At 59.8% G+C, this 19,817-nt stretch carries 20 protein-coding genes; 18 read left to right on the forward strand and 2 right to left on the reverse strand.

Annotation, left to right across the window (positions count from 1 at the left end; genetic code table 11):
- The first annotated feature begins 69 nt into the window (after positions 1–69).
- The 13 genes from cpaB to ACSQ2W_RS09800 all read left to right on the forward strand — a co-directional run bounded on the left by cpaB (position 70) and on the right by ACSQ2W_RS09800 (position 12,955).
- A complete protein-coding gene (gene cpaB / locus ACSQ2W_RS09740) occupies positions 70–1,083 on the forward strand; it encodes a Flp pilus assembly protein CpaB (RefSeq protein ID WP_436086063.1) in 1,014 nt (337 codons plus the stop codon).
- Between the two features lie 59 nt (positions 1,084–1,142).
- The gene (locus ACSQ2W_RS09745; RefSeq protein ID WP_436086064.1) at positions 1,143–2,636 is read left to right on the forward strand and encodes a type II and III secretion system protein family protein; all 1,494 of its coding nucleotides are present in this window, start codon (positions 1,143–1,145) and stop codon (positions 2,634–2,636) included.
- On the forward strand, positions 2,620–2,934 hold the full coding sequence (locus ACSQ2W_RS09750) for a pilus assembly protein (RefSeq protein WP_436087733.1): 315 nt from the start codon (positions 2,620–2,622) through the stop codon (positions 2,932–2,934). The genes ACSQ2W_RS09745 and ACSQ2W_RS09750 overlap by 17 nt, the downstream gene beginning before the upstream one ends.
- Positions 2,935–3,079: 145 nt before the next feature.
- Positions 3,080–4,681 (forward strand): TadE/TadG family type IV pilus assembly protein, encoded by a 1,602-nt coding sequence (locus tag ACSQ2W_RS09755; RefSeq protein ID WP_436086065.1) that lies wholly within the window; start codon positions 3,080–3,082, stop codon positions 4,679–4,681.
- Entirely contained in the window at positions 4,678–5,160 is a 483-nt protein-coding gene (locus ACSQ2W_RS09760; protein ID WP_436086066.1) for a TadE/TadG family type IV pilus assembly protein, read from the forward strand. The genes ACSQ2W_RS09755 and ACSQ2W_RS09760 overlap by 4 nt, the downstream gene beginning before the upstream one ends.
- A complete protein-coding gene (locus ACSQ2W_RS09765; protein WP_436086067.1) occupies positions 5,154–5,783 on the forward strand; it encodes a TadE/TadG family type IV pilus assembly protein in 630 nt (209 codons plus the stop codon). The genes ACSQ2W_RS09760 and ACSQ2W_RS09765 overlap by 7 nt, the downstream gene beginning before the upstream one ends.
- Positions 5,784–5,824: 41 nt before the next feature.
- Entirely contained in the window at positions 5,825–6,967 is a 1,143-nt protein-coding gene (locus ACSQ2W_RS09770; RefSeq protein WP_436079899.1) for a pilus assembly protein, read from the forward strand.
- The gene (locus ACSQ2W_RS09775; RefSeq protein WP_436086068.1) at positions 6,964–7,572 is read left to right on the forward strand and encodes a L,D-transpeptidase; all 609 of its coding nucleotides are present in this window, start codon (positions 6,964–6,966) and stop codon (positions 7,570–7,572) included. Before ACSQ2W_RS09770 ends, ACSQ2W_RS09775 begins: the two co-directional genes overlap by 4 nt.
- A gap of 19 nt (positions 7,573–7,591) precedes the next feature.
- A complete protein-coding gene (locus ACSQ2W_RS09780) occupies positions 7,592–9,034 on the forward strand; it encodes a CpaF family protein (RefSeq protein WP_436086069.1) in 1,443 nt (480 codons plus the stop codon).
- A 5-nt stretch (positions 9,035–9,039) separates the two neighbouring features.
- Positions 9,040–9,993, forward strand: coding sequence for a type II secretion system F family protein (locus tag ACSQ2W_RS09785; RefSeq protein ID WP_436087734.1), 954 nt, complete (start codon positions 9,040–9,042; stop codon positions 9,991–9,993).
- 7 nt (positions 9,994–10,000) lie between these two features.
- A complete protein-coding gene (locus tag ACSQ2W_RS09790) occupies positions 10,001–10,948 on the forward strand; it encodes a type II secretion system F family protein (protein ID WP_436079902.1) in 948 nt (315 codons plus the stop codon).
- 16 nt (positions 10,949–10,964) lie between these two features.
- Positions 10,965–12,269: an AAA family ATPase gene (locus ACSQ2W_RS09795; RefSeq protein ID WP_436086070.1), complete on the forward strand. Its 1,305-nt coding sequence runs from the start codon at positions 10,965–10,967 to the stop codon at positions 12,267–12,269.
- Between the two features lie 116 nt (positions 12,270–12,385).
- Positions 12,386–12,955 (forward strand): hypothetical protein, encoded by a 570-nt coding sequence (locus tag ACSQ2W_RS09800; RefSeq protein WP_436086071.1) that lies wholly within the window; start codon positions 12,386–12,388, stop codon positions 12,953–12,955.
- A gap of 231 nt (positions 12,956–13,186) precedes the next feature.
- Here the strand turns inward: ACSQ2W_RS09800 and ACSQ2W_RS09805 are convergent, their stop codons facing one another.
- Positions 13,187–13,714, reverse strand: a complete 528-nt coding sequence (locus ACSQ2W_RS09805) for a tetratricopeptide repeat protein (RefSeq protein WP_436086072.1) — start codon at positions 13,712–13,714, stop codon at positions 13,187–13,189.
- 332 nt (positions 13,715–14,046) lie between these two features.
- Here ACSQ2W_RS09805 and ACSQ2W_RS09810 point away from each other — a divergent pair, with 332 nt between their 5' ends.
- Positions 14,047–14,547, forward strand: coding sequence for a hypothetical protein (locus ACSQ2W_RS09810; RefSeq protein WP_436086073.1), 501 nt, complete (start codon positions 14,047–14,049; stop codon positions 14,545–14,547).
- A 105-nt stretch (positions 14,548–14,652) separates the two neighbouring features.
- On the opposite strand, the gene ACSQ2W_RS09815 is transcribed toward ACSQ2W_RS09810, so the two are convergent.
- On the reverse strand, positions 14,653–15,459 hold the full coding sequence (locus ACSQ2W_RS09815) for a class I SAM-dependent methyltransferase (protein WP_436086074.1): 807 nt from the start codon (positions 15,457–15,459) through the stop codon (positions 14,653–14,655).
- Positions 15,460–15,582: 123 nt separating this feature from the next.
- On the opposite strand from ACSQ2W_RS09815, the gene ACSQ2W_RS09820 reads away from it, so the two are divergent.
- The 4 genes from ACSQ2W_RS09820 to ACSQ2W_RS09835 all read left to right on the forward strand — a co-directional run bounded on the left by ACSQ2W_RS09820 (position 15,583) and on the right by ACSQ2W_RS09835 (position 19,756).
- Positions 15,583–16,719, forward strand: coding sequence for an ABC transporter substrate-binding protein (locus tag ACSQ2W_RS09820; protein ID WP_436086075.1), 1,137 nt, complete (start codon positions 15,583–15,585; stop codon positions 16,717–16,719).
- 78 nt (positions 16,720–16,797) lie between these two features.
- Positions 16,798–17,940: an ABC transporter substrate-binding protein gene (locus ACSQ2W_RS09825; protein ID WP_436086076.1), complete on the forward strand. Its 1,143-nt coding sequence runs from the start codon at positions 16,798–16,800 to the stop codon at positions 17,938–17,940.
- Positions 17,940–19,007 carry a FecCD family ABC transporter permease gene (locus tag ACSQ2W_RS09830; RefSeq protein ID WP_436086077.1) on the forward strand — a complete coding sequence of 356 codons (1,068 nt, stop codon included), beginning with the start codon at positions 17,940–17,942 and terminating at the stop codon, positions 19,005–19,007. Before ACSQ2W_RS09825 ends, ACSQ2W_RS09830 begins: the two co-directional genes overlap by 1 nt.
- Positions 19,001–19,756 carry an ABC transporter ATP-binding protein gene (locus ACSQ2W_RS09835; protein WP_436086078.1) on the forward strand — a complete coding sequence of 252 codons (756 nt, stop codon included), beginning with the start codon at positions 19,001–19,003 and terminating at the stop codon, positions 19,754–19,756. Before ACSQ2W_RS09830 ends, ACSQ2W_RS09835 begins: the two co-directional genes overlap by 7 nt.
- Positions 19,757–19,817 lie beyond the last annotated feature (61 nt).

Consider the following 19,817-nt stretch of genomic DNA (forward strand, 5'->3'; position numbering starts at 1 on the left):
TTAACCCCTCTCCTTTAAAATAAATTTTAGAAACGGGCGTATTTCCGTCCATTGTTGCGAGTACCGGCGATGCGTTTCTCAACGATCCTCAGTCTTGTTGTTTCCATTATACTTGCCGGCGCCGCTGTTTTTGCGATGCGCAGTTACCTCGCCGACCAGCAGGCGCGGCTTGTGGCCGAAGGCGATACGAAGGGGCAGGAGCAAATTCTCGTTGTCGCCGCCAAGGAGATGCGCTTCGGCGACGTGGTTCGCCCCGAAAGTCTGAGAGCCATTCCCTGGCCCGCGGGGGAGCGGCCGGACGGATCGTTCGACAGCATCGAGGCGGTGGTCGGCGACGCCGACAAGCCACGCTACGCCATGGCGGCGATCGATCCCGGCGAGCCTATGCTTGCCTCGAAGATCACGGGTGCCGGTGAGCGGGCAACATTGTCGGCGGCGCTTGACCAGGGCATGAAGGCCGTGTCGATCCGCGTCAACGACGTTCTCGGCGTGGCAGGCTTCGTGCGCCCCTCGGACCGGGTCGATGTGCTGCTCACCCGTGTCATCCAGAACCGGCAGAACAACAGCGAGCAGACCTATGTCGATGTGCTTCTTCAGGGCGTGAAGGTGCTGGCGGTGGACCAGACCGCGGATGAGCGCAAGGACGAGCCCTCCGTCGTCAAGACGGTGACCTTCGAGGTCACGACCGAGGAGGCGCAGCGCCTGACGCTCGGCGCCAATATCGGCACGCTGTCGCTTACCCTGCGCAATGTCGCGTCTGCTTCGGCCGAACAGACGCGGCCGATCACCGTTGCGGACCTCGGCGGGGGGCCGATCGCGACGGAACTCAGCGAGGGGCTTGCGAAAAAGACGGAAGACGGGCGATTCGACATGATCGAACGGCTGGTTCGAAAGGTTGGGGATGACCTGGGGGGCCGTCTCAACTCGGTCGAAAACCAGATGAAGACGCCTTTGCGGGAAAAACAAGTACAGATTGTTGAACGCAAAGTAGGTCCGGTCTTGCCGATTGAGCCAAAGTGGGCGACGGTAGGCGTCTGGAACACGACGAAGCGCGAGGAGCACCGAGTCGGCCTGATCCAATGACTTCGAAATGCGGCATGCCCGCATGCGCAGTAGCCGAGCGAGAGAGGGGCTTAAGCGGAATGACAAGGGGAAGCATGAAGGGGGCGGCGAGAGCCAAAACCCTCGCGGCGGTGACCGCGGTAATTTTTGCCTATAGCTGCTGGGGCCCTGGCCTCGCCGGCCGGGCCGAGGCCCAGGAGAAATTCATCAGCCTGACCGGCTCCGTGCAGCAGGTGACGATCCCTCCGAACGACACGATGACGATCACGACCGGCAAACCCTTTGGCGATCTGGTGATCGGCAGCGCCGATCTGATCGATGTGGTGCCGCTGTCCGACAAGTCGCTGTTCATTCGCGGCAAGAAGAATGGCGCCACCAATATTTCGGTTTATGCCGACGACAAGTCGCTTCTCGGCGTCATCGATATCCGCGTCGCCAGCGATTTCACCGAAGTCGCCTCCGCCATTCGCTCCACCGCGCCGTCTTCGCAGGTGAGGGTGTTCAATTCCAACGACCGCATTCGCCTCACAGGCATGGTGCGCGACGCCGTCGAACTGCAGCGGGTGATGGAGATCGCCCAGTCCTATTCCGATCAGCCCGTGCTCAACCAGCTGCGGGTCGCCGAATCGCAGCAGGTCATGCTGGAGGTCCGGGTGATCGAGGCCGCGCGGTCGACAGGCCGCGACCTCGGCATCGGCTGGGCCGGGAGTAATCCGAATGGCAGTAAGGGTACCGCCAGTTCGCGGGTCGGCCTGACGACCGACGACGATGGCGTCCTCCAATTCAGCCTTGCCGACGGTGCGGGCGCTGCGACGGGCATGCTGCCCTTCGGTCAATTGATCGCAAAGGTGCTGGAGATTTCTGGCACGCGCATCGACGTTGTCATCAACGCGTTGGAACAGAAGGGGTTGGTGCGTCGGCTGGCGCAGCCGAACCTGATCGCCATGAGCGGCGAAACCGCGAGCTTCCACGCCGGTGGTGAAGTGCCGATCCTGTCGACGACGAACAACGGCGCGACGGTCGCAACGGAGACCGACTACCGGCCGTACGGTGTGCGGCTCACCTTCACGCCGGTCGTGCTCGACGGCGGGCTGATCAACCTGAAGATCGAACCGGAAGTCTCCGAGCTCGATACGTCGGTCAGCGTCAACGGCAATCCCGGCTTCATTTCGCGGGCTGCGAGCACCACGGTGGCGCTGCGCGACGGCCAGAGTTTCGCCATGGCGGGTCTGCTGCAGTCGATCAATGCCAAGGACATCCAGCAATTGCCGGGACTGGGCAAGCTCCCGATCATCGGCGCGCTGTTCCGCTCGACCAGCTTCGCGAAAAGAGAATCCGATCTCGTCATCGTCGTCACGCCGCATATCGTGCGGCCTGCGGCACCGGGCGAGGATCTCTACAGCCCGCTCGACCAGACGCGTTCGTCGAATGACGTCGAACTCTTCGCGCTTGGCATGCTGGAGGTCGACAAGGATATGCTGCGCCGCTTTCGCAATGGCGAAGGCGTGAAGGGCCCCTATGGCCACCGTCTCGATCTCGAAGTGGGAGGCACCCTTGCTGTTGTCAAGAAATAAGCGCGTCCTGCTGGTCCTCGCTGCCGTGAGCATTGTCTCGGGCTGTGCCGACTACATGAACCATCGCGATTCGATCACGTTTGGATTGGGCAATGCGGTGGAGGCCAACAAGGGCATCCACATCCAGGATCCTTTCCCGCGGGTGGCCGAGAACACCCGCATCACCAGTGATGGCAAGACTATCTATAAGGTGATGCGCAACTATAACGGCGCCAGCCAGCCCGCCGCGACGCCGCAAACGACGGTGATCCTGCCGGCGGCAACACCGGGAATGAACGGAGCGTCGGGCGGGCAGTAACGGGGAGCCGGCGACGAGCGGGAATTGACGGGCGGGAATTGACGGGCGGGAATTGACGGGCGGAATGAAGAAGCAGCGGCGGAAAGGAATGCAGTAAACGCAACACGTCACGGCGAAAGAGGCGCCGCGATGGGGGGATATGCCAATGTTGTTGAGTACGGCTATCAAGCGGTTCTGGAATGATCATCGTGGATACGTCGTCGCTTTGACGCTGATATCCATGCCGATGCTGCTGGGCTTTTCGCTGCTCGTGATCGATGTCGGGCGCAGCGGCAATCTTCACACCGACCTTCAAAACGCCGTCGACGCGATGGCGCTCACCGGCGCCCGCGAGCTCGACGGTCGTGACGACGCGATCACGCGGGCCGAGGCGGCGATCGAGAAGCTCGCCAACACCGCTGCATTTGGCGGTGGCGGAGCGGGCATGTCGCTCGGCACCAGCCTCACGGTGTCCTATGAGGCCGGTAACGACGCGGCAAGCACGGTCACGGTCACATTTCTCAAGGCCATTCCGGATGATGATGACGATCCCATCCCCGGTTCCATGGTGACGACGGACCCAAATGAAGCATCCTATGCCTGGGTCGCCGCCAAGCCTCAGGCGATGCAAACGATCTTCCCGCTGCCGGTCGGCTTCACGCGCGATACGATCAATGTTTCGGCCGATGCGGTCGCTGTCTATCACGCAAGTGCCTGTGACATCACGCCGATCTTCATCTGCAACCCTTACGAGCCGGCGGGCAATACGAGCGAGGCCGTCAACGAACAGGCTGCAGCGGACCTCCACACCAACTTTGCGGCAGGGAATCTCTACGGGCGGCAGATCGAGATGCACACCACGTCTTCGTCCAATCCCGGCCCTGGCAATTTCGGATTCCTGAGAACCCCTCTTGGCAATGGCGCGAACGTGCTGGCAGAGGCTCTCGCAACCGGAAATCCGGGGGCCTGCTATACGCAGGATAGTCTGGATACCAAGACGGGTGCCGTCGCCGGGCCGGTCGAAGCGGGAGTGAACACACGCTTCGGTATTTATGAGGGTTCGTTCAAGAACGCGCGCAGTGACGGCCGTTATCGCCCGTCCCAGAACGTGCGCTCCGCACAAACGAAAACGGGAACTGCTGCCTGCAAGGGCTACGAGCCCGTGATGGTCGGCGACACCGTCGGCGATGTCACCAAGGCGCTGCCCTTGGGCTACGGGGCAAACATGACCCCCCTCGGCGGCGGCAAGATCAGCAGCGGCAACGATTGGCAGTACGGACCCTATTGGGACGTCCAAAATTGGCCGAGGCCATTGGTCAGCACGATCCTCAGCAACTATTCCAGCTATCCGGCGCAGGCCACCGGAACACCGAGCCAGCCCTCAGCCTACGATGTCTATCGCTACGAGCTCAACACCGCGGCGCTGCTCGGCAATCCCTCGCTGAACGGGGAGATCGGCTCACCCGCGACGGGCGGCTCCCAGTGCTATTCCGGGCCTGACCTTTCGGATTACGCGGCAGACGAATACGGCGATCGCCGCGAGATATTCGCCGCGATCGTCAATTGCGGCTACGAGGCATCGGTTGATCATCTTAACGGCCACAAAACCACGCAGGCTGTTGCCTTTGCCCGCATGTTCATGACCAAACCGGCGCTCAAGGCCGGCAGCGAGCGGTATCTTTCGCTCGAAATAATCGACATCACGGGCAAGGGCGGCCGCGGTACGCTTGATGAATTCCTGCGGGAAGAAGCGGAGCTGGTCAGATGATGGCGCTCAGAACCTTCATTCTCCGCCGGCTGCGGTTCGGCTTCTGGCAAAGGCAAGAGGGGGCCGTGCTTGCCGAGGCGCTGCTGGCTGTGCCCTTCGTGACGCTGTTTGCCGCCGGCATCCTCGAGTTCGGCAATATCTTCTGGGAGCGAATGCAGATCGACGCGGGTCTGAGGGATGCCGGGCGCTACATGTCGCGCTGCAGGCCAACCTCGCCGACCTATACGTCAAGCTGTTCGACGGCGACCGCGAAACTGATCGCTTTCTATGGAACCCAGAGCCCGGCTGAGGGCGCTGCGCTGCGCGTGCGGGGCTGGGGACCCGATCTTGCCGATATCACCGTCATTCCGGTCGATGCCGATGGCACGATCACCGTGCAGACGGCACATCTCTATGAAACCTCTCCGCTGTTTGCCTGGCTCGGTGTCGACGAGATCACCATCAATTCCGCGCATGAAGAGAGGTATATGGGATGGTAGATCCTCGCGCCCCCTTTTCCTTCTGGCGGGACGATCGCGGTGTGTCCCTGGCTGAGGGTCTGATCACGATCCCGATCGTGCTCCTGGTCTTCGCCGCCTTCGTCGAGTTCGGTTATGCCATGTCGCAGTGGAACCAGACGGTGAAGGCGCTGCAATATGGTGCACGTCTTGCGGCCGTATCCGATCCGCTGGTGCCGGCGGCGGACTTCGCCGATGCCTTCCCGAGCGATGCCGACGATCCGCTGAACAATGGCGACGCGACACCGAACGATTCGACGATATCCCTGACTTGCGGGCCGGCGCTCGCCAACTGCGATGCCGCGGCGTTGAGCCGGATCGTGCAGGGAAGCGACGGCGCCTGCGCGGCAGGGGATCCGCGGCCGGGCATTTGCGATTTAAACTGGCGCATCCAGCCGGAGAACCTGGTGGTTACCTATCAGCGCTCGGGTCTTGGCTATTGGGGCCGGCCGGACGGGCCGGTGCTGACCATGCGGCTGGAAGTCCGCGATATTACATTTGATCTGCCCGTTCTTGGCGGACTGCTCGGGCTCAATGACGTCACCATTCCTGCCCATCCGGTGACGATTACGACCGAAGACTTGAAGACGTGTTCCACCTGCTAAACCCATAATGCTTAACTCATAATATTGCGTGGTAAAGCGAGATGACAGCTCATATGAATTTTGTAGCATCCACAAAAATTCTTGTTCTTTCCGATGATGCGGCTGCGGCGAGCTTCATGCTCGATACGTTCGGTTCGCTTTCGCGTTACGACGTGCGTCATATGGCGCTCTCGGCACTCAGAGATGCAGGACGGGCCGACCTGGCGCAGTTCAATCTGATCGTGCTCGACGTCGACAACGGGGATATGTTGAGCCATCCGGAGCTGTTTACCTTCCGCAACAGCCATCGAAATACGCCATTGGTGGTCGTCTCCGAAGAGCTGCCCGATGATATGTTGCGGCTGCTGTTCCGCTTGAACGGCAATGACTGGCTGAAGAAGCCGCTCGAACGCCGCTCGCTGATCGATATGATCTCGACCCACGCGCCGACCGAGGGGGCCAGCGAAAGCCGGGTTCATGCCATCGTCTCGGCTGTGGGCGGCGCGGGCGCCAGTGTGATTGCCTCCTCACTCGCGTATGTGCTGGCCCAGCCGACGAAAAACTCCACGCCGCGCGTCGATCTGTTCGACATGGATTTCTCCTCCGGGTCGCTTGGCTACTATCTCAATCTTGTCAACGACTACGATCTGAAGCCGATCATGGCCAATCCGTCGCGGGTCGATCTCGAATTCATCGATCTCGTGCGCAAGCGCCATCCGGGCGGATTTTCCCTGCTGTCGTTCAAGCAACCGTCGGTCCTTTTGACGCCCAAGGGTGCGGAACTCGTGTTGCGGATGCTGGATGTCGCGGCCTTCGAAAGCGATCACACGGTCCTCGATGTCCCCTATTACAACACGCCATGGAAAGAGGATGTGCTGGGATCTGCCAACAGTGTCTGCATTGTCACCGAGATGACGATCCCCGCCCTTCACGAGGCCAAGGATCTTTTTCTCAACCTGGTGCGGCAGCGTGGCACCTCGGACCAGATCTTTATCGTCGTCAACAAATACCGCACCAAGCTCTTCAGCCTTGGTGTGCGCCGGCAGCAAATCGACAAGATCTTCAAGGATGTCCGCGCGCAAGTCATTACCGATGATTGGGAAACCCTGAACGAGGCGGTGAACCGCGGCGTGTTGCCTTTCGAGGTCAATGCGCGTTCCCGTTTCTGCGGCTCGGTGAGCAAGCTCGGAGCGCTCGTTAAATGAACTCGCGCAACGGCAGCGACGGACCAGAGGCGAAGTGCAGCAACGGGGCGGCGCGCGGTCGGGCGTTGCGGGGGATCCTGATCGCGGCGTCCTTCTGGCTCGCAGCCTCTTTTACGCAGACCTTGGCGAGCGGGTTGGTGCCGCGAAACCTGGGGCCCATGACTGGCGTCATGGTGACGACCGATGAGAACTATCCGGCCGGCACGATCGTCATCGTCAGCAAGAACCGGACGCTTGATCTTGTCGTCTCCGGCAGCCATGCGATCCGCTACAGGATCGGCGTCGGCCGCGACGGCTTTCGCTGGAGCGGCGTTGTCAAGGTCGGTCACAAGGCCGAATGGCCAGACTGGCGGCCACCGGCCGAGATGAAGGCGCGCGCACCGGACCTTCCCGAGCTTGTGCCTGCCGGCCCGCTCAATCCGCTCGGCGCGCGCGGGATCTACCTCTACCGGGGAAATGCCGACACGCTTTATCGCATTCATGGAACCAACGATCAGTCGACCGTCGGCGGATTCGCGTCCTCGGGATGCTTCCGCATGAGCAATGCCGACGTCATTGATCTCTATAGCCGGGTGAAGGTCGGAGCCACGGTGATCGTGAAATAGCCGAACAGGGGGGAAGCTGATGACAAACGGGTTCATCGGACGTTTTTACAAGCAGCGGCAGACGGAAGGCGAGGAGCATTCGGAGGTTGCCGATCTTTCCACGAACGCAGCGGAGACGACGCCGCAATTGCAGGCTGTCGGCGGGCCCGTCACGCCGGGACAGGAAACAGCGCTTGGCCGGGATATGGTGGCCGAGCGGGTCAACCTGCATCGTTATCTGTTGGACCGCATCAATCTCGGCATCCTTGACATGCTCGACAATGAGGAGATTGCCACCGAGATCCGGCCGTTGGTCAAGGATTATATCCGGCAGAACAACTTCCCGCTCAATGCCAAGGAAATCAATGATCTGATCCATGACATCACCGACGAGATGCTCGGGCTCGGGCCGATCGAGCCGCTGCTGACCGACGATACCATCGCCGATATTCTGATCAACGGTCACAACAGCGTCTATGTGGAGCGGTCCGGCAAGCTCGAGAGCACGGCTGTCCGCTTCAAGGACGAGGACCACTTGCTTCGCGTGATCAATAAGATCGTCTCCGCCGTCGGGCGTAGGGTCGATGAATCGACCCCCCTCGTCGATGCCCGCCTCAAGGATGGGTCGCGCGTCAACGTCGCCATCAGGCCGATCGCGGTTGACGGGCCACTCGTTTCGATCCGCAAATTCACGCGTTCACCCCTGACGCTGGAGCGTCTGGTCGACTATGGCGCCATGGCCAACGCGATGCGCATCCTGCTGAGCGCTGCGGTCAAAGGCAAGGTGTCGATGATCATCTCGGGCGGTACGGGTTCGGGCAAAACGACCTTGCTCAATGCCCTGTCGTCGCAGATATCCCCGAAGGAGCGTTTGGTCACCATCGAAGACGCGGCCGAGCTGCAGCTACAGCAGCCGCATGTCGGGCGGCTGGAAACCCGGCCGCCGACGCTTGACGGTCGCAATGAGATTCGTCAGCGCGAACTCCTCAAGAACGCGCTGCGCATGCGCCCGGATCGCATCATCGTTGGCGAAGTGCGCGGCGAAGAGGCCTTCGACATGCTGCAGGCGATGAACACGGGTCACGAGGGATCGATGACGACCATTCATGCCAACACGCCGCGCGATGCCGTCGGTCGCCTCGAGCAGATGGTCGGCATGGCCGGCATGCCGATGTCCCAGCTCAGTGTCCGTTCACAGATCGCGTCGGCGATCTCGCTCATCGTCCAGGTTCAGCGTCTCAGCGACGGCACACGCAAGATCGTCTCCGTTTCCGAAATCACCGGCATGGAGGGCGAAGTCGTCCAGATGCAGGAGATCATGAAATTCAAGAAAACCGGTACAGACGACAATGGCCGCATTCGCGGGGAATTCCGAGCTACCGGCCTTCGCCCCCGGTTCGTCGAAGAATTCGCGGAACTCGGCATTATCGTCCCCGCAGCAATTTTCGATCCCGGGACACCTTTGCAAACGGGGGCTAAATGATGTCTCTGACCCTGCTCCTCGTCTATGGCACTGTCTTTATCGCCGCGCTGATTTCCGCCGAAGCGCTGTTGCGCGGCTACTTCAGGAAATCCGAACGCCACAGGGCGGTAAACCATCGCTTGAGCCTGCTTGGTGAAAGCGTCGATCATCGCAAGACCTACCGCGACATGCTGAAGGAGCGCGGTGCTGACGAAGACTGGCGATCGCTTCCGCTGATGCAGAGGCTCCAGCGGTTCTATACGCAGTCGGGGATCAAGTTCGATGTGAGTCGATTTGTGCTCTATGCGATAGCCGGCGCATTGGCTGTCTGGCTGGTCGTTCAGTTTCTGGTGCCGAGCAATCTGATCCGGATTCCGATCTTCGTGGCGGTCTGCTTTCTCACCCCCGTCCTCGTCGTCTGGCGGGTTCGCGCGATCAGGATGCGCAAATTTACCCAAAAACTCCCCGAGGCGCTTGACGTTGCCGTTCGCAGCCTCGCGGCCGGGCATCCGCTGCCTGCGGCGATTTCTCTTGTGGCACGCGAAATGCCCGATCCCGTCGGCTCCGAATTCGGTCTGCTATCGGACGAACTGACCTATGGGGTGGCGCTTGAGGATGCCCTCGTCAACCTTGCGGATCGCGTCGGTGTGGAAGATCTGAACCTGCTGGCGATATCGCTGAGCGTGCAGGCCGGCACCGGCGGCAATCTCGTCGAAATCCTGCAGAATCTCTCGAAGACGCTGCGTGACCGGTTCATGTTGAGGGCGAAGGTCAAGGCGATCTCTTCGGAGGGGCGCATCACGGCGATATTCATGTCGCTCTATCCTTTCCTCCTTTACGGAATGATCAAGGCGCTGTCCCCGACCTACTTCGACCCGGTCTGGGACAGCGGCTACGGACCGACCGTGGTGGCCGTGTTGCTGGCCATTATGACAGTCGGAAACATCATTCTCTACAAGATGGTTAACTTCGAATACTGAGGCTGCGATGTTCGGCGAATACGGAATATACCTCGTCGTGTTTTTTTCGGTGCTGATCTTTTCCGCCGCCGCTTCGGAGTTTGTTTTCCGGCGGCGCGAGGTCGGTGTCCGGCTATCGGAAACGGCGGCGCAGGCGGCGGGCGACGAATCCAATTTTAGCGATGCGTCCATTGCCGACCTTGGCGAGGCGGAAAATCGTCTGATTCGCCGCTATTTCGAGATCACCCGGCGCGACACGAATGTCAATTCCACTCAGAACCGCCTGATTCGCGCCGGATATTTCAGTGCCAGCGCAGTCACGACGTTTCAAATGATCCGCGCGCTCGCCTGCGTCGTGGTGCTGGTCGCAACCGTCTGGGCGGTCGACCATTTCTTTCCTGAGATGTCGCGGCTGTCGACCCTGCTGGTCGCGATGTTTGCCGCAGGCATCACCTTCATCTTGGTCAATATCCATATCGACCGGCGCGGCGCCGCCAAGGAGCGGGAGTACCGGCGTCTGTTTCCTGATTTCATGGATATGCTGATTGTCTGTCTGGACGCCGGCATGAGCGTCGAGGCGGCGGCAAACCGCGTCGCACGGGAATTCGTCAGCAAACGGCAGGATTTCGGCCTTCATCTTTCCATCATGATGCTGGAAGTCCGCGGCGGGCGCCGCCTGCGGGAGGCATTGGCCAATCTTGCGACACGATTGCGGATAGACGAGGCCCGGGCACTTTCCGTGCTGTTCCGCCAATCGGAGGAACTCGGAACGAGCGTTACCCAGACCTTGCGGGTCTACAGCAAGGAAATGCGCGATCTTCGCATCGTGCGGGCCGAAGAAAAGGCCAACGCGCTACCGATCAAGATGTTGCTGCCGCTTGGGGCCTTCCTGTTTCCTGTCAGCCTCATCATCGTGCTCGTGCCCGTTGTCGCCCGTGTCGTCAGTCTTCTCATCGGCTTGACGCCCGGTGGATAAAAACAGCGAGGTCAACATGCAGTATTCCCTGGATCAAGATCGTGAAGACGTCGCCCTGGCGCTCGATCGGCGCATGCCGCTGGCGCCGACAAGCCTCGAGGAGACCGGGCTTGAATTGTCGTTCATGCTGAGACTGGCGGCAAAATGCGCAGCCGAGCAGGATACCGTCACGCCATCGCATCTGGCGGGCCGGATGAAATTGCCGAAAGTGCTGATCAATATTCTGATCAAGGAACTGGTGAAGCTTGCCTTCCTCGAGGCGCGCGGGTTGGCGGGTGAGGACGTCAGGTCCGACATTCGCTACGCGCTTTCGACGAACGGTCTGGCATACGCGCATGAGGCGTCACGGCAGTCGCAATATGTTGGGCCGGCCCCGGTGTCGCTGGGGGCCTTCTGCCGACAGATCCGATTGCAGTCCATCCATGATGAGCGCGTAACGTATGCGCGGTTGATCGAGAGCCTCGAAGGGCTGGTGTTGTCGCAATCCTTGATCGAGAAACTTGGCCCGGCAATGAATTCGGGGCTCTCTATTCTGCTCTACGGCCCGCCCGGCAACGGCAAGACAAGCATTGCCGAACGAACGTCGCGCCTGTTTCTGCAGACGATCTGGGTGCCATATGCCATCGAAGTTGGCGGCCAGGTAATCAGCTTCTATGACGAGGCTGTGCATCAACCCGCCGTCGGGGCGACGGAAAGGCCCTATCCGAAGGCGGATCAGCGATGGATTGAATGCCGCCGTCCGGTCATCAAGACCGGTGGGGAACTCACTCTCGATCTGCTCGACTTGACCTTCAGCGAGGGCTCGACGGTCTATGAAGCACCAATGCATCTCAAGGCGTCAGGCGGCGTTTTCATCATCGACGACTTTGGCCGGCAGCAAGTCGCGCCCCAGGCGCTCATCAACCGCTGGATCGTGCCGCTCGAACGTGGATATGACTTCCTCACGCTGCATACGGGCAGGAAGTTCAAGGTCCCGTTCGACGAACTTGTCGTCTTCTCGACCAATATCGCCCCAAAGGATCTCTCCGATGAGGCAGGTCTGCGGCGTCTCAAGTACAAAATATATGTGAAAAACCCTTCGCGGGACGACTATATCCAGATCTTCCAGGCATATGCGGGCACCGCTTCGGTCGAAATAGTTCATCGTGATTTAGAATTGTTTCATGATAGCAAGTACAATTGCAACTTTCCGGCGTCCTGCTATCATCCCAAGTACCTGCTAGATTTCATCAGGTCCTATTGCGAATTCAACGCAATGCCCAAGGTTGCATCGCTGGAGATGCTGGAACGGGCATGGGATGGGGTGTTCACGTTAGACTAGGGAGGTGCCGATGGGACATGATCATCGCAACGGCATAGGCGGATATTAAGGAATTCCTGAGAAACTGGTGTAGCATACGCGGAGCGCCAAGGTCCGATTCGCGGGGAGTAACGTCGATGACCAGCATTGCAAATGTCGATGTCGAATCAGATGGCCCAAGGCCACGCGAGCAAACGGCTAAGGAGCCGCCTCGCTCGAAAGGCGCGCCGTTCATCGCAATCGCGCTGATGCTTCTGCCGTTGAATGCGGGTATTCTGCTCTACACCGCGAAGAATGCCGCCGACGTGCGAGAGAGCGGCGAGACGCTTGCCGCACTCAAGCTGTCGATCGATGGCCTGAAGGTGCAGATCGACAAGCAAGCGCATAATATCACCAAGGGTGCAAAGGCCGACGACGTGGCGATCATTCGGCAGCGTGTGGACAGCCTGCTGAAAGAAGTGGCGGATCTGGACGGCCGAATGCGTACTGGCCTGTTTGCTTCCGGCGGTGCGCAGATTTTGAGCGCACCCGGCAAGGAGGCGATGCAGCATATCGAACCCTCCTTTGGCGCGGTATCGGTTCCTCGCGGGATTCCGAATGACAGCCTGGCCTCGATCGACGCCCAGGGCGTTTCCGCTTCTGACCTGCCGCGTTATGAACGATCGGTCTCGCCGGAAGGCAAACTGATTCTTCGGAAAGTGCAATAATCGCCGGATTTGCGGCACGGCGCTGCGCGTCTTTTCGGATGCAAGAAGCGATTGCAGCGCCTTTGGTGCCCGATTTTTATCCCCGCATGATGTGAGGGTTCGCAATGCGCCTCCTACGGGGCGCATTTTCGAGGTCACGGCATTTTATTGAGGCTACGACAAAGCCGCAGCGCGAACTCGCTTTCGACGCGCTGACCCGTGTCTTAATACATCGCCGAGCGTCAAGCGTTGCTATCGCTGCGCGACGTTCACGCTGTTCTTCATCAGTTCAAGGTTTCGGGCAGTCGTCTCGTTGGTGGGATCGAGTTCGTAGGCTTTGAGGAAATAACGCCGGGCCTTGGGCAACTCACCGCGCAAGAGGTGGGAGTATCCGATATTGTTGTAATAGACGGGCGTGTTGCCGATCATGCGCGAGAGCTGCAGATAAGCGCGGTCGGAGGTGTCAAACCGGCCGATCATATCAGACGATGCCGCAAAGCCTAGCCATGCCGCCGGATCTTGGGGAAAGACTGTAACGGCACGCTTGTAAATTGCGTATGACTTTCCGTAGTTCTTTTCCTGGAACTGAAGCTTCCCCGTGGTGATCAACTCGTCGTTCTTGTAGAAGGCCACAGCCGAGTCATCTTCGACAGTCTTCGCGCTGTCGCCAAAAGCGGACATGTCTTCGAGACTTGAAGACTGGCATCCGGCCAATGTTGCGAAACCGGCAAGCAACAGCGTAAGGCATCTGACCCTTGATCTGATCTGAAACGCTACCATTCATTCCCCCGACTTTCAGATATCTTAGCGGTGCACAAGCATGGGCTCACGGAAAATTCTGATGAAAAAATGCTAACAAAGAAAGAATTGACCGAGTGAGTCGCATTAAAGAGACACATGACGCACTTGTATAGTGTCACTCTTGCAACATAGCTCGATGACACGGCGATCTCTCGAAGGTGAAACGTGATTTTTTGCGAGAACGTAGCAGGCTTGTGCGATACCTAGTCCTGCCCCAAGTGGGGCCGGTCTGGCAATCCACCGTCAAGCCTCATCTTATATATTGATTCGATCGGTACAGCTGCGGCTTGGGGCGAGAGGAAGCGAAGTAGATGCGAAACCCGGTTCTTGCACTCGTCCGGCTGGGTCCATCAGCCGTCTATGCGTTGGCGGCGATGTTTCTCATCAGTATGATTCTGCTCACGAATTACCCGTCGAGTGCATGGGCATGGTGGCTCCACATGACGATACTCCCGGTGATGCGGGAACCCATCTCTCTGCTCTTGGCTGCTCCCGGCGTCACGTTCTGGGGTGCCCTGACGATATTAACGCTTGCGGCGCTTCTGGGCACCAACCTTGCGATTCGGCCGGAGCGATACCCGAAGACGGGTTTCATTCACGCGCATGTCGCGCTCATCGTTACTGCGCTTGCCATGATCCGGGTGACAAACGCGCAGGCCGGGCTTTCCGGCTTTTCGCTGCCGCAGGTGCTGCGCGGTGATTGGTCGATGCTCCAGATAACGGATTCACTGCTCGGAATGGCGCTGCTCGGTCTCGTTTTCCTTGCTTGTCTTTGTTCTCACATCGCAATGATTCGGCGCATTTGCGCATAATCCGGGCCGAATGCGGGTTTCAATGAACTTGGCGTGATGCGCCATACACCTCCGACGCCTTCGTGCGGATTCTGAAGTCTTTTCATTGCGCCCGGAACGTGTCGTTCAGCCTGCCTTGGTGGCCCTGATCGCGTAGCGGTGCTGAATGCCCCGGGCGAGGCCTTTAAAAAGATTCCAGTGTTTCGCCTGGGCGCGATGGATCCTCGCCAGATCGGTGTCGATGATCACCGTGTCGAAGCCGCTCTGACGAAGGAGATCGGCGACCGCCTCCGCGCGCGCGCCTTGCGAGAAATAGACGCGCGAAAGAATGCTGCGATGCGTATCCATCATTGCCGCCGATGCCTGCACCGCATCGCTCTTCAGGATGCGCAGCCGCTGGCCGAAAACGGCGAGCTTGGAGAGCAGCCGCTCGAGCGGCGTCGAACTGACGAAATCGCCGTCGACGATCAGCAACGTTCCACCCGGTTTCAGGACACGCAGCCATTCGGCGAAAGCCGCCTTGGGATCGATCAGCGTCCAGACCAGATGCCGGTTGGTAATCACGTCATAGGCGTTGTCCGGCTCCATCGTGTTCTCTGCGTCTCCCAGGCGGAAGTTGATTCTGCGTTTGCGGGTCTTTGCCTTGGCGTGGGCGCGCTCCATCATCGGCTCCGCCCAGTCGATGCCCGTCACCCGAAAGCCCAGATCATCCATCAGATGCGAAACGACACCGGTGCCGCTCGCAAGATCAAGCGCGGCGCGACCATTGCCCGGGCCGATGTGCCGCAGAAACAATTGGTGCCAGGCGGCGCGCTCTTCCTCCGAAAAGATCTCGTGGCCGGGCGATTGGTCGAAGGTGGCGGCCCGTTCCGACCAGTATGCCTTGATTTCGGCGCGCAGGTCGTAGTTCGTCAGTCTTTCGATATTGCTCATCTTCATGTCCCGGACTTGCGTGCCAGTTTTGTAACTTCCTGGAATCTTTCTAAAAGATAAAACTTGACTGTCAATATCATGAAATATTAAAAGCCCCGCAGTTTCCCCGATGGAGTGATGGCAATGAATGTGTTCGGTAGGGTGGCCTTGGCCGCTGTGGGTTTCTGCGCGCTTTTTTCCGGCTCGTCTCTTGCTGGTGAGAAAGTCACCATAAAGGATGTCACGGGTCGCGACGTCGAAATCAGCGTGCCGGTCGAGCACGTCATTCTCGGCGAAGGCCGGCAGATCTATTTCGTTGCCGCTCTCGATACGGACGCGCCGTTCAGCCGCGTTGTTGGCTGGCGCGACGATTTCAAGAAGGCCGATCTCGACGGCTACAACGAATATCTCGCCAAGTTTCCGGAAATGGACAAGCTGCCGACCTTTGGCGGCATGAAGGACGGCACATTCGACATCGAGCAGGCCGTCGCCCTGAAGCCCGACGTCATCATCATGAACATCGATGCCAAGACCGCGACCGAAGAGGCCGGCTATATCGAAAAGCTCGGCAAGGTCGGTATTCCGCTCGTCTATGTCGATTTCCGCGAAAAGCCGATGGAAAACACCGAGGCCAGCATGCGTGTCATCGGCACGCTGTTCGGCAAGCAGGATAAGGCCGAGGAATTCATCACGTTCCGGGCCGAGCAGATTGCCCGCGTCACTGACGTGCTCGCCAAGGCCGATGCGAAGAAACCGCTGGTCTTCATGGAGCGCGCAGGCGGCTATTCCGACGATTGCTGCATGTCGTTCGGCAGTGAGAATTTCGGCAAGATGGTCGAGCTTGCCGGCGGCGTCAACATGGCCAAGGACATCATTCCCGGCACGTTCGGCACGGTCAATCCCGAGCAGATCATCGCGTCCAACCCGGACCAGATCATCGTCACCGGCGCCAATTGGGAACTCTATGTGCCCGGCGGCAACTGGGTCGGCGTCGGGCCGGGCGCGGATCCGAAGGAATCGGTTCGCAAGCTTTCCAACCTGATGCAGCGCCCTGCGTTCACCGGCGTCAAGGCCGTCAAGGACAACAATGTCCACGCCATCTGGCACCAGTTCTACAACAATCCCTATCAGTTCGTCGCGGTGCAGCAGATTGCCAAGTGGCTGCATCCGGAGCTGTTCAAGGATCTTGATCCGGAGGCCACCTTCAAGGAACTGCACGAGCGCTTCCTGCCCGTCGCGTACAAGCCTGGGTATTTCGCGTCGCTCGCGGTTGCAGGCTGATCGGAAGGACAGACCGGCACGGGGCGGGCTTTCCGCCCCGGTGTCGTTTGGCCAAACTGCTTTTCGAAGGACCCGACAATGAAAACGCTCAAATTCGCGATCCTTGCCCTCGCAGGTCTTTTTGCTCTTGTCGCCGGGCCGGCTGTGGCCGAAAAGACCGTCATTACCGACGTCACCGGCCGCAAGGTCGAGCTTGACCTGCCGGCGAAACGTGTCCTCCTGGGCGAAGCCCGGCAAGTTCATGTGATCGCGGCGCTGAAAGGCGAAAAAACGTTCGAAACGATTGTCGGCTGGCGTGACGATCTCGTTAAGAAGGACGCGGACACCTATGTGAGCTATCGCGACCGCTTCCCCGACATCGAGAAACTGCCGCGCTTCGGTTATGTTGGCAACGGCACCTTCGATCTGGAAGCCGCAATCGCACTCAAGCTGGATGTATTGACGCTCAATCTGGAATCGGTGAAGGCGGCCGAGGAGGCCTCTCTCGTCGAGAAGGCTGCAGCCGCCGGCATCGCCGTCGTCTATCTCGATTTCCGCGTCGATCCGGAGAAGAACACTGAAAACAGCATTGCCCTGCTCGGCGAGATTTTTGGTGCGGAGGAAAAAGCCAAGGCGCTGACCGACTATCGCCGGGCGCAGATTGCCCGGGTGACGGACCGGCTTGCCGCGGCCAAGCCCGCCTTTCCGAAGGTCTTCATCGAGCGCTCGCCGGGCATTTCCGGCGATGTCGCCTGCTGCCGCACGTTCGGGCCGGTCAATTTCGGCCGGATGGTCGAGCTTGGCGGCGGGCATAATATCGGTTCCGACGTGATCACGGGTACATTCGGCGATCTCAATCCGGAACAGCTCGTCGTGGCAAACCCGGATCATGTCATCGTGACCGGCGCCAACTGGGCAGCGGAATCCGACATCAACCAGTTCGTCAATGTCGGACCGGGGGCCGATCCGGAGGCGGCGCGCCAGAGGCTTGCCGATCTCATGCAACGACCCGCTTTTCCAGGACTGAAGGCAGTGAAGCAGAGCCAGGTCCACGCCGTCTGGCACCAGTTCTACGGCAATCCTTACGACTTCGTGGCAATCCAGCAATTCGCCAAATGGTTCCATCCGCAGCTTTTCGCCGATCTCGACGCGGAGGAAACCTTCAGGAGTTTCCATAAGAAGTTTCTGCCGGTCACCTATCGCACCGGTTATTTCGTTTCCCTTGAAGCGGGAGACATGTGATGACGCTCGTCCTAACGCAGTCCGTTGAAGAAGCTGGCGGCGGGCGTTACCGCGCCCTTGCCTTTCGCCGCATGGTCTTGATCCTGTGTCTTGTTGCGACGCTGTTCCTCAGCGTCGCGGTGGATATGGCGCTGGGACCGGCAAATTACGCGCTTTCGGATGTTCTGAAGGCATTGTTTCAGCCGGCATCGGTCGATGACCAGTTGCGTGTCGTCATCTGGGATATCCGTATGCCGATCGCGCTGATGGCGGTCACGGTCGGTGCTTCGCTTTCGGTCGCGGGCGCGCAGATGCAGACGATCCTCGCCAACCCCTTGGCAAGCCCGTTCACGCTCGGCATCTCGGCGGCTGCAAGTTTCGGCGCGGCGTTGGGGCTTGTCGGGGGAGTGGCGATCTTCCCGATCGCCGTCCACTACATGGTGCCCATCAACGCCTTCCTGATGGCTATGATCGCAGCGCTGTTCATTCATTTCGCCTCAACCATGCGCGGCGTCACTGTCGAGACCATCGTTCTTCTCGGTATCGCCCTTGTCTTCACCTTCAATGCCCTGCTCTCGCTGCTGGAATATCTCGCCTCGGAGCAGGCACTGGCTGCCGTCGTCTTCTGGACCATGGGCAGTCTCACCAAGGCGACCTGGGTCAAGGTCTGGGTGACCGCTGCCATACTCGTCTTTGCCGTTCCGCTGTTTGCCCGCCGCGCCTGGGCGCTGACGGCACTGCGGCTCGGCGACGACAAGGCAGCGAGCTTCGGCATCAACGTGCGCGGGCTTCGCCTCGAAACCATGATGCTGGTCAGCCTTCTCGCGGCGATCCCGGTTTCCTTCGTCGGTACCATCGGATTCATTGGCCTGGTCGGACCGCATATTGCGCGCATGCTGGTCGGCGAGGATCAGCGGTTTTTCCTTCCGGCGTCGCTTGTCTGCGGTGCGCTGCTGTTGTCTGTGACCTCGGTCGTGTCGAAGACGATCATTCCCGGCGCCATTCTGCCGATCGGCGTCATCACCGCACTCGTGGGGGTTCCCTTCTTCTTCGTGCTCATTTTCAGCAACCGGAGGCGGTCATGGTAAGTCTCGCACTGAAGGGGCTTGGCGCCAAGTACGGCAAGGATGTCGTCCTGTCCGGCGTCGATACCGGCGTGCTCGCCGGTGGCGTCATCACCGCCGTCATCGGCCCCAACGCGGCCGGCAAATCCACGCTTTTCAAGCGTATCGCGGGCCTCACCTCCGGGCCGGGGACTGTGTATCTCAGCGATACCGACAAGGGGCCGGAAACGATCTGCTACATGCCGCAGGACACCGGTGCCAATGCGGTCCTGACGGTCTACGAATCGATTTTGCTGGCGGCCAAGCAGGGTTCCGGCTGGAAGGTTCACGACCGGGATCTGACGGACATCGACCATGTTCTGCGGGCACTCCGGATCGACGATCTCGCCTTTCGCGGTCTCGGCGAACTGTCCGGCGGCCAGCGCCAACTGGTGTCGATCGCCCAGGCGCTCGTGCGCAAGCCCGAGGTTCTTCTGATGGACGAGCCGACGTCGGCTCTCGACCTCTTCCGGCAGATCGAGGTGCTGGGTTTCATGAAGACGCTGGCGTCCCGATCGGGAATGGCGGTGCTGATTGCGCTGCACGATCTCAACCATGCGCTTCGCTATTGCGACAACACGATCGTCATCGCCGGCGGCAAAATGGCCGCAAGCGGTCCGACGGCGGATGTCATAACACAGGGCATGCTGCGTGACATCTACCGGGTCGAGGCGCGTATCGAGGCCTGCTCCCAGGGAAAACCGCTGGTGATCGTGGACAATTCCATCATCTGATCGCACCGGGAAGGCGGAAGCCGCGAAGTTGGTGAGTTTCGGCGCCCTTCCGCGGTTGTGC

Origin of the sequence: Pararhizobium sp. LjRoot255, assembly GCF_964252905.1 — a bacterium.
Taxonomy (GTDB): domain Bacteria; phylum Pseudomonadota; class Alphaproteobacteria; order Rhizobiales; family Rhizobiaceae; genus Pararhizobium.